16 protein-coding genes and 1 pseudogene are annotated in these 13,673 nt (G+C 53.8%); 8 read left to right on the top strand and 9 right to left on the bottom strand.

Going from position 1 to position 13,673, the window contains the following annotated elements; all coding sequences use genetic code 11:
- Window positions 1–14 precede the first annotated feature (14 nt).
- The 5 genes from QC816_RS02230 (at window position 15) to QC816_RS02210 (ending at window position 4,293) form a co-directional block, all read left to right on the top strand.
- Entirely contained in the window at window positions 15–1,268 is a 1,254-nt protein-coding gene (locus tag QC816_RS02230) for a permease (RefSeq protein WP_309780755.1), read from the top strand.
- A 143-nt stretch (window positions 1,269–1,411) separates the two neighbouring features.
- Window positions 1,412–2,233, top strand: a complete 822-nt coding sequence (locus tag QC816_RS02225) for an aldo/keto reductase (RefSeq protein ID WP_309780753.1) — start codon at window positions 1,412–1,414, stop codon at window positions 2,231–2,233.
- Window positions 2,234–2,270: 37 nt separating this feature from the next.
- Entirely contained in the window at window positions 2,271–2,681 is a 411-nt protein-coding gene (locus QC816_RS02220; protein ID WP_309780752.1) for a hypothetical protein, read from the top strand.
- Complete coding sequence (locus QC816_RS02215) at window positions 2,678–3,625, top strand: aldo/keto reductase (RefSeq protein WP_309780750.1); 948 nt, start codon at window positions 2,678–2,680, stop codon at window positions 3,623–3,625. Before QC816_RS02220 ends, QC816_RS02215 begins: the two co-directional genes overlap by 4 nt.
- Window positions 3,622–4,293 carry an MFS transporter permease gene (locus QC816_RS02210; RefSeq protein WP_309780748.1) on the top strand — a complete coding sequence of 224 codons (672 nt, stop codon included), beginning with the start codon at window positions 3,622–3,624 and terminating at the stop codon, window positions 4,291–4,293. Before QC816_RS02215 ends, QC816_RS02210 begins: the two co-directional genes overlap by 4 nt.
- A gap of 87 nt (window positions 4,294–4,380) precedes the next feature.
- On the opposite strand, the gene QC816_RS02205 is transcribed toward QC816_RS02210, so the two are convergent.
- Both QC816_RS02205 and QC816_RS02200 read right to left on the bottom strand, forming a co-directional pair.
- Entirely contained in the window at window positions 4,381–4,806 is a 426-nt protein-coding gene (locus QC816_RS02205) for a GNAT family N-acetyltransferase (protein WP_309780746.1), read from the bottom strand.
- Between the two features lie 49 nt (window positions 4,807–4,855).
- Window positions 4,856–5,194, bottom strand: coding sequence for a low molecular weight protein tyrosine phosphatase family protein (locus QC816_RS02200; RefSeq protein ID WP_309780744.1), 339 nt, complete (start codon window positions 5,192–5,194; stop codon window positions 4,856–4,858).
- A 146-nt stretch (window positions 5,195–5,340) separates the two neighbouring features.
- On the opposite strand from QC816_RS02200, the gene QC816_RS02195 reads away from it, so the two are divergent.
- Window positions 5,341–5,571 (top strand): type II toxin-antitoxin system Phd/YefM family antitoxin, encoded by a 231-nt coding sequence (locus QC816_RS02195; protein WP_309780743.1) that lies wholly within the window; start codon window positions 5,341–5,343, stop codon window positions 5,569–5,571.
- Between the two features lie 78 nt (window positions 5,572–5,649).
- Here QC816_RS02195 and QC816_RS02190 read toward each other — a convergent pair whose 3' ends face one another.
- The 3 genes from QC816_RS02190 to QC816_RS02180 form a co-directional block, all read right to left on the bottom strand.
- On the bottom strand, window positions 5,650–6,255 hold the full coding sequence (locus QC816_RS02190) for a porin family protein (RefSeq protein ID WP_066318832.1): 606 nt from the start codon (window positions 6,253–6,255) through the stop codon (window positions 5,650–5,652).
- Between the two features lie 268 nt (window positions 6,256–6,523).
- Window positions 6,524–7,270: a CPBP family intramembrane glutamic endopeptidase gene (locus QC816_RS02185; RefSeq protein ID WP_309780742.1), complete on the bottom strand. Its 747-nt coding sequence runs from the start codon at window positions 7,268–7,270 to the stop codon at window positions 6,524–6,526.
- Between the two features lie 293 nt (window positions 7,271–7,563).
- Complete coding sequence (locus tag QC816_RS02180) at window positions 7,564–7,929, bottom strand: winged helix-turn-helix transcriptional regulator (protein ID WP_309780741.1); 366 nt, start codon at window positions 7,927–7,929, stop codon at window positions 7,564–7,566.
- 94 nt (window positions 7,930–8,023) lie between these two features.
- Here QC816_RS02180 and QC816_RS02175 point away from each other — a divergent pair, with 94 nt between their 5' ends.
- Together QC816_RS02175 and QC816_RS02170 are read left to right on the top strand one after the other, a co-directional pair.
- On the top strand, window positions 8,024–8,758 hold the full coding sequence (locus tag QC816_RS02175; protein WP_309780739.1) for an SDR family NAD(P)-dependent oxidoreductase: 735 nt from the start codon (window positions 8,024–8,026) through the stop codon (window positions 8,756–8,758).
- A gap of 38 nt (window positions 8,759–8,796) precedes the next feature.
- Entirely contained in the window at window positions 8,797–9,756 is a 960-nt protein-coding gene (locus tag QC816_RS02170) for a quinone oxidoreductase family protein (RefSeq protein WP_309780738.1), read from the top strand.
- Between the two features lie 470 nt (window positions 9,757–10,226).
- On the opposite strand, the pseudogene QC816_RS02165 reads toward QC816_RS02170, so the two are convergent.
- The 4 genes and pseudogenes from QC816_RS02165 to QC816_RS02150 all read right to left on the bottom strand — a co-directional run.
- Window positions 10,227–10,472: pseudogene (locus QC816_RS02165) on the bottom strand (transposase); the annotation flags it as partial.
- Window positions 10,473–11,530: 1,058 nt separating this feature from the next.
- Window positions 11,531–12,586, bottom strand: coding sequence for a lipase family protein (locus QC816_RS02160; RefSeq protein WP_309780734.1), 1,056 nt, complete (start codon window positions 12,584–12,586; stop codon window positions 11,531–11,533).
- 106 nt (window positions 12,587–12,692) lie between these two features.
- The gene (locus QC816_RS02155) at window positions 12,693–12,977 is read right to left on the bottom strand and encodes a hypothetical protein (protein ID WP_309780732.1); all 285 of its coding nucleotides are present in this window, start codon (window positions 12,975–12,977) and stop codon (window positions 12,693–12,695) included.
- Window positions 12,978–12,995: 18 nt separating this feature from the next.
- Window positions 12,996–13,655, bottom strand: a complete 660-nt coding sequence (locus QC816_RS02150; protein WP_309780730.1) for a hypothetical protein — start codon at window positions 13,653–13,655, stop codon at window positions 12,996–12,998.
- Window positions 13,656–13,673: the final 18 nt, after the last annotated feature.

Here is a 13,673-nt window from a genome sequence, read left to right as displayed (position 1 = left end):
CAACCGGAGCCAATATGGATTTTATCAGCCTCTGGCATCAGGCTGCGCTTACCAGTACCGGTTATTTCTGGATGGCCCTTTGGGCATTCGTACTGGGTTATATCATCAGCAGCCTGATACAAGTGCTGGTAACGAAGGAACGTATGCAAAAAGCCATGGGTAAAACCGGCCCGCGCAGCATGGCGCTGGGCACCTTCTTTGGTTTTATCTCCAGTTCTTGCAGTTTTGCCGCGCTGGCCACCACGCGTAGCCTGTTCCAGAAGGGGGCTGGATTAGCGCCCTCCATTGCGTTTCTGCTCGCCTCCACCAACCTGGTGATTGAGCTGGGTATCGTCATCTCGATCTTCCTGGCGTGGCAGTTCGTCGTGGCTGAGTATATCGGCGGCATCCTGCTGATCCTTTTTGCCTGGCTTTTCATTCGCATCACCAACCCCAAAAAGCTGATTAAACAAGCCAGGGAGCAGCTTAATAATGGCGATGAAGAACATCAGCATGGCGACCAGCAGGCGAGCTGGCAGTCAAAACTGACCAGCCGTAAGGGCTGGCAGCAGATCGGCATGACCTATGTCATGGAATGGCAGATGGTATGGAAGGATGTGTTAATCGGCTTTACCGTGGCGGGCGTGATTGCCGCCTTCGTGCCTGAAAGCTTCTTCCATGGGCTTTTCCCTGGCGCTGGCCAGACAGAAGGTGATCTGGGCTTTTTATCCCTGCTCGCTCAAACGTTAATCGGCCCTTTTGCGGCCTTTTTCACCTTTATCGGTTCCATGGGGAATATTCCCTTGGCGGCGGTGCTTTTCGGTAACGGCGTCAGCTTCGCGGGCGTCATGGCCTTTATTTTTTCGGATTTGGTGGTACTGCCGGTTCTGAGGATCAATGCGCAATATTATGGCTGGAAGATGTCGCTGTATATTCTAGCGTTGCTGCTTTGTGGGCTGGTATTTGTTTCCCTGATCATGCACTACGGCTTCGCAGCGTTCGGCCTGCTGCCGGATGCCTCTACCGTACAAACAGCAACGGAACGTGACCATTTCAAGGTGAATTACGGTTTCATACTCAACCTGATATTCCTGGCCATATCCACGGTACTGGTGTTTTTCTGGTACCGGGCCAAACACGCTGGTTCGGGCCATGGACATGAGCATGGCCATGAACATCATCATGACCATGGCGGCGCAGGGGCAGGCACCTGGGTTCTGCGTAGCCTTGTCGTTATTGCGACGCTCTGGCTGGCCGGCGGCCTCCTTGTGGCGCCACTGATGGCATGAACGACTATTTTTGACTGACAATTGCTTTGACTGACTTGCCTACTGGGCTCGGTCGGCATCAGCGGCTCATTTATATCGCCTTGATGGTGGTCGATTCAGCTTTATTAACATGAGTCGGAACAGCTTCACAACCGGGAAGAGATATGCAAACGATCGAACTAGGCGGCGAAAGCGTTCCCCGTATCGGCCAGGGCACCTGGCATATGGGCGAAGATGCCGGGCAGCGGCAGGCGGAAGTCAGGGCGCTGAGGGAAGGTATCGATCTGGGCATGACGCTGATCGATACCGCCGAGATGTATGCCGAGGGCGGTGCTGAAGAAATCGTTGGAGAAGCCATCCGTGACCGACGCGACGAGGTGTATCTGGTCAGCAAGGTCTACCCGCATAACGCCAGCACCCAGGGGGTTCAAGCCGCCTGCGAGCGCAGCCTGCGCCGATTGGGCACCGAGACTATCGATCTCTACCTGCTGCACTGGCGTGGCCAGTACCCGCTGAGCGAAACAGTCGAAGCCTTTGAACGGCTGCGCGAGCAGGGCAAGATTCTGCGCTGGGGCGTGTCGAACTTCGACACTGACGACTTGGCAGAGCTCGACGCGCCCGCCTGCGCCACCAATCAGGTGCTCTACAACCCCAAAGCCCGCGGCATTGAGTACGACCTGCTGCCCTGGCAAGCACAGCAAAACATGCCGCTCATGGCCTACTGCCCGATCGGGCAAGGCGGCGCGCTACTGCATGACGCCACCCTGCAACGCATCGCCGACAAGCACAGCGCCACGACTGCGCAAATCGCCCTCGCCTGGTCACTGCGCCATCCCGAGGTGATCGCTATTCCCAAAGCCGTTAACCTGGATCACCTCAAACAGAACGCCAAGGCAGATACCGTCAGACTCGACGACGATGACCTGGCTCAGATCGACGCTGCCTTTCCTCCGCCAACGCGCAAGCAGTCCTTGCAGATGGTGTAAGGCCAGGCCGTCAACGGCCCAGCACTGGAGCGATGCCATGCCACTGCCCGCCCCACCCAATGCCTGGATACGCTTCCTCGCCCACCTGCTGTTCATCCTCGCGGCGTGGACGCTGTTTATCAAATACCTGTTCCCCGTTGGCTATGCGCTGGCATACGGGGAGCCTTGGGCGCGGTATATCTATTGGGATCTATGGCCCCTGGCGCACGTCTGGCTTGGGTGGGCGCTGCTCAAACAACCCCGCTATACGCGCGTATTGGCCGTGGGCATGTCCGTCATTGAAACCCTCATTATCGGCACGCTTTTCGCCCGTTTTCTCGCCGACCCCGAATGGTCGATCTGGCGTACCAACTGGTTTGTGAATAAGGTGTTTGTGCTGACCTGCTTTGTCCTGGTATTGGCGGCCACGTTGCCGATCCCCAAAAAATGGAAGGAGCGACCGCTATGAACCATCCCATCAAGCATCGCATCACGCGCAGACAAAGCCTTACGCTCATCGGCGCCACGTTCGCCGCCATGACGCTTCCCACCGCATCGCTTCTTGCCAACACCGGCGGGATACAACAGAAGACCTTTGCGGGCACGGACAAAAAACTGCCCGTTATCGGCATGGGCACCTGGCGCACCTTCAACGTTGGCAACGACCCAGAGTTGCTCGATGCGCGCACCGAGGTGGTCAAGGCATTCTTCGAGCATGGCGGCGGCCTGATCGATTCCTCGCCCATGTATGGCTCGGCGCCGGATGTGATGGGCCATGCCCTGCAGCAGTTGGGAACGCCCGACAGCCTGTTTGCCGCCGAGAAAGTCTGGAGTCCCGCCGGTGGCTCAGCCCGCGAGCAAGTGGCCGAGCTGAAAGACCGCTGGACGCTGGATCACTTCGACCTGGTGCAGGTGCACAACCTGACCGACTGGCGCGAGCACCTGGCCGCGCTGCAGGAAATGAAAGCCGAAGGCGTTATCCGCCATGTCGGCATCACCACCTCCCACGGGCGGCGCCACCGCGAGATCGAGCAGATCATGACCTCAGAGGACATCGACTTCGTTCAACTCACCTACAACATCACCCACCGCGAGGCCGAAAACCGGCTACTGCCCCTGGCGGAAGAACGAGGCATCGGCGTAATCGCCAATCGGCCTTATGATGGCGGCAGCCTGATCAAGAACCTCAAGCGGCGTGACGCGCCATTGCCCGATTGGGCCAACGAGGAATGTGGCTGCACCACCTGGGCGGACTTCCTGCTGAAGTTCATCGTCAGCCACCCGGCGATCACCTGCGCGATCCCCGCCACCACCCAGGTCGAGCACATGCGCGAGAACATGCGCGCCGGACACTCCCCCATGCCCTCGCCCGATGCCCGAAAGCGAATGGCCGCCTACATAGAGTCGCTATGAACGCGTGGACAAGCTACCGGCTGCAGGACTTTATTCCCTTCACGGCGGAGGTTTACTTCCGCCTGCTGGAGCGCGTGGGCGAAACCTTCTGGCCGCTGCATCTGCTGACCCTCGCCTTGGGAGCCGCCACCCTGGTACTGGCGCTGAAACACCACCCGCGACTCGCCTGCCTGTTAACCGCCCCCATCTGGGCCTTCGTCGCCGTCACGTTTTTCTTTCAGCGCTATGCAGCGCTCAACTGGGCGGGGGGCTATGTGGGCAACGCTTTCATCGCCCAGGCCGTGCTGCTGGTAGTGATGGCACTGACGGGGTGGGGAATGGATAAAGCCTCACGCCGCACCAGCCTACCCGTCGTTATGGGCACCGCCATCGCTCTCTACGGCCTGATTATCATGCCGCTGACGGCACCGCTGAGCGGCGGTTCCTGGTACCAGGCAGAAGTGTTCGGCATACACGCAGACCCTACGGCGGTGACCACGCTGGGGCTCGTGCTTATCATGCTGCGGGGTGTCGCTCTCTGGATAGCCGCAATCATCCCCGCGCTCTGGCTGGCCATTTCAGGACTGACGCTGCAGGTGCTGGATTCGACGGGCGCCGCTGTGCTATTCGCCGTGTTGGCGGTTGCTTTAGTTGGGCTGATTTGGAAAAGCATCGAATCCAAACGATAACGCCTCAGTGCCGTTGACGCGGAGGCAAAGGCACTGGGTGCCACGCTTGGTTAACGGTTTTGTTCGATATTTAAGCAGCGTTTGGTGCTAAGGCTTTTTTAAGAGAACAGCCTGGGTCTTATCCTTGCTGTAGCCCAGAGACTCATAGAAGAGGTGGGACTGTTCCCTACGCGCATTAGCGCGCACTCGTATCACACTGACCTTTCCAGATAGCCATTTTTCCGCTTCCAGAATCAAGCCTTTACCAAGCCCTTGGCCTCTTGCCTCTTCGCTGACTACCAGGCTTACGATCTCGCCCTTGACGCCCTCCGCCAGGCGCACATCGATAATCGCAGACACACAGCCGAGAACGTTGCCAGCCACTTGCGCGACAAACACCTCCCCGCCCTGCTCGCGTACCAACCTTATATTGCTGGATAGCGTTTCTTCAGAGTGATCATAACCAAGCTGAGCCATTAGCATTACCAGCGCCTGAGCGTCTTGATGGGTGTACTTTCTATAAATTTTATTCATGTATCTTCGGTATCAGGGTAGTTGTCGCAGTGTATGGTCAGGACTCTGGCTACTTTCCCACCGCCGATAATCGCACATACTCTGGCACCCTTTCCTTGAGCAAGGTGATGAGCTCCGGCTCCATGAACTCATAGTGATCGGGAATATCCAGGCAGACCAGCGGTTTATCCTTCAACACGTCCTTGTATGTCCTTGCGACCTCATCCTGGTGGTGCTTTTCCATCACCAGAACGATATTGGCCCACTCAATCAAGTCCCGGGAAACGGGCGTTTGCGCATTTACTCCTGTGCCAGCGCCGATTGCCTTGATGCCGGGATAAGCGGCAAAGACACTTTCCGCCGTTGGACTGCGTAGCCTATTTTCGCTGCAGATGAATAGAAGGTTCATAGGCACTCCCTAGGCACATGACATAGAACTTTGTGGCAATTTCTGAGCCGCGAAGCGGTGGAAAACCGAACGCTGCGCAGTCGATTGTCAAACCTCATGACGTAGGACATTCTGAACATCAAAACATCCTGTAAAGGAGCGACTTTATGGATGCCATCAGCTACACGGCCGCTAGAACCAATCTAGCAATAACCATGGAGCAGGTCTGTGAAGACCATGCACCTATGATCATCACCCGCAACAAGGCGCCGTCCGTGGTAATGATCTCTCTCGAAGACTATGAGGCGCTGCAAGAAACTGCCTATCTTCTGCGTGCCCCCAAGAACGCCCGACGTTTGCTGGAATCCGTTGTCGAGCTGGAGCATGGTGGCAGTTAGCAAAACAAACTTCTTGAAAACGACAGCGCCGGGGCAAGCCCCGGCGCTGATATCGTACATGGCAAAACAGATTGACGGTTAGAAGCGGAAACCAGCTGACGCGGTAAAGGTGTCGATCTTGTAGTCGCTGTCGAAGTCGTAGCGCTCGTATTCAGCACGTACCAGGAAGGGGTCGAAGTTGAACTGCGCGCCGACACCATAGACCGGATCGGTACCGTCCTGATCTTCAAGGTCAACGCTAGCACCGCCAAGGTTACCGTCAACGTCGGTTTCCCACTTGGCCACACCGGCCTTGGCAAAGGCGGTAAACCAGGAGGTGACGGGCAATTGACCGACCAGGCTCGCCCCGTAGGCGTCGGATTCCAAATCGGTATTGGCGTCACTATTACCCTCCAGGCGCGTACGACCCAGATCGGCATAGAAGATTTCGGTGGCGAAGTAAGGATTGATTTCGTAGCCGACGAAACCTTTGAAGACGTTGTCTTCGTCATCATCCAGATCAAAGTCTTCGGCGCCATCGGAGATGAAATTATCGACATCGTCGTCGTCATTCTCCAGCGAGCTGAAACCGGTACCGATGCCCAGATAGAGCCCATCAGCATTGGGGGCGGCGAATGCCGACGGTGCCGCGGCGAGCATAGCGGTAGAGGCAAACGAGGCGGTAAGTAGGGTTCTGAGTTTCACGTGTCTTCTCCTTGTGACGACTTGCTATGAAAGATTCTATGAATCGTCATGTATTGAAAGGCGATCCTGCCTTGATTCACACAATGTGACAGTCGTTTGATTCACACGTATCAAACATAGGCAGAACACTGTTCGACAACAAGGATAATCCAGTTACGACAGGTAAGTTTTTGTTTCAAAAAACCGTCTCTAACGGGCAGGTAGAGGCGCTTGAGTTAAGACGAGCCACTAAGCGGCTTCGGCTTGAACAAACTGTTAGACCGCGGTACTACGTTGCACCTGCGACAATAACGACCACATGAGCAGTAGCGTGTGCGAGAAAGGCAGACTCCAAGCCCCAGCGCCAGTACGAGAAGCCGAACAACACGCCCGGAATGGTATTGCTGACTAGCACGTAGGTGACAACGGAGGGGGTAAGATTGATCCCCATGGCCGTTGCAGCGGGGAGATGGCCGACGCCAAAAAGCAAGGCTGCTACGAAGATTGCAGCCACCACATAGCGAGGGGCTGGCGCACCATTGCGTCGCTGGAAGAGCCGCCATGCCAACCAGACGATCAGAGTCATCAGCCCCCAGCGCATCAAGATTTCTTCCGTGATGCCACCGTAGAGCAGCCGAGCCGAAACAGGGATGTTGAAGGCCGGGGCAGCGCTCTGCACCTCGAGTGGCGCGGCCTGCCCTGCAATTAGCAGTACAGCACCCGCAACGAGGCCTATAAGTGCGCCAGGTAGTAGCTGAGGCTTTGCGGCCCTCCAGACACTTGAGCCGGATAGTACCGCCTCTGTCACAGGTGCCCTGAGGCCGACCGACCTTGAGAGCGCCGCGCCTAACCAAGCGGCCAACGCAAGGAAGAGCCCGCTCTGTATCAGGCTCGCAGTGACAGCGACACTTTGCGGCACTGGCGTTTGTGCCCCATGCAAGAGCTGCGGAATCACGGTTAGCGTCAATACGACAACGCCGAGCATACCTACTGCCCACAGTGCCGCACTCAGGCGCAATTTAGATACCTGAATCATCAAATCCCTTAACGCTACAAGCGGACTAACGCTAGCGGTAACCGGCACCGAAGCGGAGCGTAGGGAACCATAATCCGCAAGGGATATGGTGTCCGATTGACCGCCTAGTTATGGACCCGTTCACCCGTTGTTTTGTTTTGGCACCCGATACCGAATGCCGACTCCCTGATACTTTGCACCATCAGGACCAACGGCGCCACGAACCAGAACACTGAACGTGCGGATTTACCCGGGGGACTCGCCGGATGGCATGATGGAGTGCCTGACCATCAACCGCCCTCCCACTTCGCTTCCTACCGGCTAGCTTTCCGGCGGTCCATCGCCGCGGCAATGTCACCTTCGTGCTCTTCGCCCCAGCCACAAAGCGGCTCCATGGCCCGCACCAGACTCGCCCCGAAGGGCGTCAGCGAGTATTCGACGCGCAGCGGGATCTCCCCATAGTCCGTTCGCTGGACGATGCCGTCGGACTCGAGCTCTTTTAGCTGCTGGATCAACATTTTGTCGCTCACGCCCCGGACGCTTCGCCTGAGCTCGCCGTAACGCGTCGGGCCCTTGTTTAAAAAGAACAGAATCAACGGCTTCCATTTTCCGGAGATCACTTGCAGCGTCGCATGCAGGCCGCAAATGAAACGTGGGATTTCTGAGTTTTCTTTCGCCATAACGGGTACTTACCAAAAGGTGCATACTTGAACATTTGTAAGCGGTTTATATATCGTGAAGGCGAATCAAGTCAACACACACGGAGACCCAACCATGAGTCGGCTAAACGGTAAAATCGCACTAATCACAGGCGGAGCCAGCGGCATCGGCCTGGCCTCGGCCCAACGCCTTATCGAAGAAGGCGCCTTCGTCTTCATTACCGGGCGGCGCCAGGACGTCCTTGACAACGCGGCTGAGGCACTGGGATCCCACGCCCGGGCCGTCCAGGCGGATGTGACAAAGCCGGAGGATCTCGACCGCGTCTTCGAAACGATCCAGAAAGAAAAAGGGCACCTGGACATATTGGTGGCCAACGCGGGCGTCGGCGAATTCGCCAGCCTGGGAGAGATCACCGAGGCGCACTACCACTACATCTTCGACATCAACGTCAAAGGCACCCTCTTCACCGTCCAGAAGGCCCTGCCCCTGATGAAGCACGGCGGCTCCATCATCCTCACCGGGTCCACGGTGGGCAGCATGGGCACCCCCGCGATGAGTATCTACAGCGCCTCCAAGGCGGCCGTCCGAAACCTGGCGCGCAGCTGGGCCCATGATCTCAGGGGTACCGGCATTCGCGTGAACGTCATGTCTCCTGGCCCGACCCAAACAGACAAGCTGATGGAACTGCTCCCATCCGAAGCTCTGAGCGAGATGAAACGGACCGTACCGCTTGAGCGTCTGGGCGATCCCAAGGAAACCGCAGGCGCGGTGGCGTTCCTGGCGTCCGACGACAGCAGCTTTATGACAGGGAGCGAGGTGTTCGTTGACGGGGGCTACGCGCAGGTTTAGATGGCTGTCCTACTATTCCCTCTATGGAAGGAAAGAACATGAAGGCTGCATATTATGAGGTTCCAGGCGGACCGGAGGTCCTGAGCTACACAGACGTCGAGGCTCCGGTTTGTCCCGAGGATGGCGTACTCCTCCGGGTGGAGGCAATCTCGATCGAGGGGGGCGATCTCATCAATCGGGCGACGGCGGCGCCTCAGGTGGCAGGCCACGTTCCTGGCTATGCGGCCTCGGGCGAGATCGTCGAGGTTGGCGCGAAGGTTCGCGGCCGCTTCATCGGGCAAAAGGTGACGTCATTCGACATGGGCGGGTCCCATGCCGAATTGCGCGCTGTGAAGGCCACGCGAACATGGATCGTGCCGGACGGGTTGAAGATGGCGGCTGCGGCCGCCCTGCCCATCTCGTTTGGAACCGCCCATCACAGCCTGTTCGCGCGCGGCGACCTGGTCGACGGCGAGACTCTGCTCGTGCAGGGCGGAGCGGGCAGCGTCGGGGGCGCGGCGATCCAACTGGCACATCGCGCCGGTGCGAAGGTATTGGCAACCGTCTCGGGCGCCGATCGCGCTGCGCGACTGCGGGCTTATGGGCTGGACGCCGCGATCGACCACCGCTCAGAGGATGTCACCGCGGCCGTCATGCGGCTGACCGACGGCCGCGGCGTGGATCTGGTCGTCGACCCCGTCGGGTCCACGCTCGCGGGATCGCTTGCCGCACTCCGGCCCGAGGGCCGTCTGGTCTTCGTCGGCAATGCAGGGCGCGCATCGCTGGACCTGGACCTCTGGCCCGCCTTGCAGGCCAACCAGACGCTTCTGGGTGTGTTCATGGGCAGCCAGCTCGAAAAACCCGAAGTCCACAGGACGGTCGACGACATGTTGCGCCTGGCCGCCACCGGTGAGCTGGAGGTTCCCATCGATCGACGGTTTTCGCTTTGCGAGGTCGCGGCGGCACATGCCTATGCCGAGGAAAATTCCATTCTGGGCCGGGTCGTTCTTGTCCCTTGACCTGCAAGACCTGGGACCGCCGCGAAGGCATGCGCCCGGGTCGCTGCATCCGGGATCGTTGCCGTAGAGGGGAACTGCAACCTTGATCTTGCGCTGACCATGCTTGGCTGTTTGCTACCATCGATGACGATTCGGCAAAGGCGAAGGAAACTGCGTCATGGACAGGATCGCGCGTCGAGAGGACGGCATCGCCGCCCTTCAACAACTTTCGCGGGACACCCATTCACGGAAATTTGAACGGGTGTCCTGTAGACACGTTTTTCCGACTCATGGGAGAAGCAAGACTCATCGGCCCCAACCGCCGGATGGAGTTGATTGACGAGAATGAACACTGCCGCCTGATCGACTAGCGATGCAGGCCGTATATGGCGCTATCCATTTTGCCTCATCAGTAGCGCATAATGTCCGCATTTGTGGCTGGTTTCGTAGGAAAGCGGTTTGAAAATGATGTTGGCCTCGCAACACCATTACATCTCGCGGCTGGAGGTGATGCCTTTTGAGTAAGCAAACAGGATGATCTTGAGCAGGATGGCCGGATCATAGGCCAGTCGACCGGTCGCGTCGTTGCGATACTTGGGATGGAAAACGGATAAGTCGAGCTTGTGCTCAATCAGGTAGTGTACGGCGTGTTCAAAGGTGCCTGGCTGGAGTTGATCTTGGTAGTTGATCACCACCATGGCGTTATGATCGTAGTTATAAGCCTTGAAGCGCGGCATGCTGACCACTCCTTGTCTGTTTCCTCGATCCTACCAAAACCTAGCCGTCAAAGGGATTTTTCTACAGCCTCAACGCTTTATTAAAAAGTCGGCAACGAAATAACGAAGCCGCTGCAAACCACCTTAGACACATAAACCAATGCGCAGTAAAAATACTACTCGATGCGACCTCTATTTAACAAATTGTTAACTTATATAGTTTTTATATTAAAAAACGCATGGGCAAAAATTTAATTTATAACGAAATATTAGAATTATAATAAATAACAGAAATTACTATGATGAAAAATCTCTAACAAGATACTCGAATGCCAATTAATCAAAACCAACTTTTCTACCCAACTAAAACAAAACCTCTAATCCCTATTGAATACATGCATCAACACGAGTATATTGATGCATGAGAGGATTGCTCTCATACATCTAAGGAAACCTTATCATGGCTCTTAAACCAGGCCCTAAGCCAATTGCTGACTCAACAGGGAAACCTGATCAACGTCGACGTGATAATAAAAGCACTCCCGGAAACACTCCGGAATTAAAACCCAGTAAATCCTCAAAAAAATAGGATAGATTACAAATAAAAGCTACTATAATGGTAGCTTTTCATATTACTTCTCATCTCATCTTTAAGCTGGATCATAGACCTTTCGCATCGTTGCGGTACGTGGGACGGGGAACCGACAGTGTCTAACTTGTGCTCGTCAAATAGCGCACTGCGTACTCAAACGTGCCGGTCTGGAGCTGATCTTGGTAGTTTATCATCCCCTGTCGTTCTGACCGTAGTTATAAGCCTTGAAGCGCTGCATGCTGACCACTCCTCGTCTGTTTCCTCGGTCCAACCAAAACTTAGGGATCAGCGGGGTTTTTCTACAGCCTCAACGCAGCAAGCAGGGGCTGAAACACCAAAGCGTAGCGGCCGTTTGGCCAATTTTACGCCATTGTTAGGCAAATGTTTCCGAGCACTAATTATATTCGATTTTTTGAATTCCACCCAGCGGGTACTTGTCTAGAACCCTCAAGTGATGGGTGCCGTCTCACATCATCAAAATGTTGTGTCAATTTCTTCGCAAAGCGATAAATGCAAGCTTTGAACGGTAGACCGACATACTATGGTCTGTTCCGAATTTTTTCCAGGTAAATTGTTTTCTCATCCATCCCTTTAACCGATAAAAGATATCAACATGAGTGAGTAATCGAGCCTTATGGTATTCGCCAGTTTTGACGTTAGTTAGAAAACGCATGTCACCGCCGTGGATATACTTTCCGAACTTCTCACGCAGAGCGGACTTCAATTTATCACCTACTGCCGGTATAAAACCTAAAACCCAAGATAGTGGAGTAATAATTTTATCAGGTGGCGGCACCATGGTCACACCATCCGACGAATTCACTACTCGGTAGATTGGTGTTTTCATTGTCATGAGCCAGTGGTCATCTGATACTCTAGGTGCGCCGAATGTATAGCATGCTGCGTTACCGCCGACATGAGTTACTCTCTTCGCCGCTATTGTTGCAAGTGCGCCACCTAGAGAGTGCCCTGTTATAAAGAGAGGTAATTCTGTAAATTCTTCTAGAGCTTGGTTAACATCTTTTTCGATTGAGTTATACGCTTTGTGAAATCCTGTATGGACTTTTCCTTCAGTCACGCACCTAGTTAGTATGGCATGGGCATCTGCCTTTATATCTTTTAATTCTAGTGGCTCAGTTCCACGGAAAGATAAGACGACAAAATCATTGGTTTTAATCAATATTGCCTGACTGCCGTTTGCATTGAAAGTAGTAACAAGCTCGGCATCAAGAAGCTCAAGTTGCTCTTCGAGTAGCCGCTTTTCTTCTTCATGGTCATAAGCAAACTTCTTTACTGCCAATTGAATCGCGCCTTTTAGCAAACGGTCATTTTTTCTACCCACCAATAGCCTACTCCCAACTTTTCGACTCATATTTTCTGTAATAATTGGCGGATTAAATTTCATGTAAGCTAGCTCGGCAAAGCATGCCATTAACCATGCAGTCCTATCACTATATGCCTCCCTATACATTGGGATGCATTTGTCTAGCAATTCTTTTGCTTGGCTTAATTCACCACTTGTTTCTACAATTAATTTTGGCATTTCTTTATCCCTACGTAATTTTAACTTTAAATTAGCATATCCACGTGGTCTCTAAACAAAAACTGCGACAGCACTAAAATTACTACCTACCTAATTTCACGCGTTTTTAGGAAAGTTTCTGTAAAAGTGACAGGACGATACCGCCGAATTCCTCTGCGTTAGAAACGATGCGATCAATTTTATTATTTCGGTCTTCTGAAGATTTGACAATCTTCATTAATTCAGCAAGCTTTTTCACATCTGCCGGGTTTGGAAATAGTTCCTGAATTTCTTCATCGGTCATTCGAGTGATTGAAGAAATACGCGACGCTAGTTGATCATCCGTAGCATCAGCAGATTCTTCAATTATGGAATCTATTTCACTATCAAAGTCTTCCCAATTAACTGGCATATTCTTTCCCCCATTCTGTTAGATTGAATTCCGGATTTCTCGCACTTTCCCCAAAAACTCTTCTGCTCGTGTGGCTTTATCTTGCGCATCACTAGCCTGACCAAGAAGGTCAGAAACTGCATCGTTTGTCTTGTCAATTAGTTCCTCTAGGCTTTCATCTGTCGCACCGGCCATTTCCAAATACCGATTTCTATTCTCAGTAACTTTAGATGCAGAAAGAAGAAAACTAGTAATGCTACTATTCATCGCTCTTGCTTGCGTGTACTCTTCCCTAATTCTTCCCTCAATACGTCTTTCAAGGTCATCAAGTGGCTGAATAAGCTCTAGTCGTTTTTCGTTGATTTTCTTTTGTAGCTTGGGCCCAGTTTTAACCAGAAACAACAATCTTTGTTTTTTGTCATTTTCACTAACTATTGTGTCCCAAGCATCAGCTATTGTTTGATTAGAAAAGAATTGATTCGCAAATTCAGGAATCCATTCATTTTCAATAAACTGATCGACTCCTCTACGCTTTTGATCAAAAAAACGGTTTAGCAAGGTAATATTGGAGTTTTCAATTGCGGAAATTCGCTTTCCTAGCTCTGCTGATAACTCGGGGGCCTCAGGAGGGATAGAGGCGCATCCCGTCAAAGCAAAAAGTGCAACTAATGACACTATCTTAATCATTTTTAACATCATGCTGTCTCCACAGTTGGT

This window comes from Vreelandella janggokensis (assembly GCF_031451615.1).
GTDB classification, from domain to species: domain Bacteria; phylum Pseudomonadota; class Gammaproteobacteria; order Pseudomonadales; family Halomonadaceae; genus Vreelandella; species Vreelandella janggokensis.
This window is presented reverse-complemented; position numbering and strand designations above follow the sequence as displayed.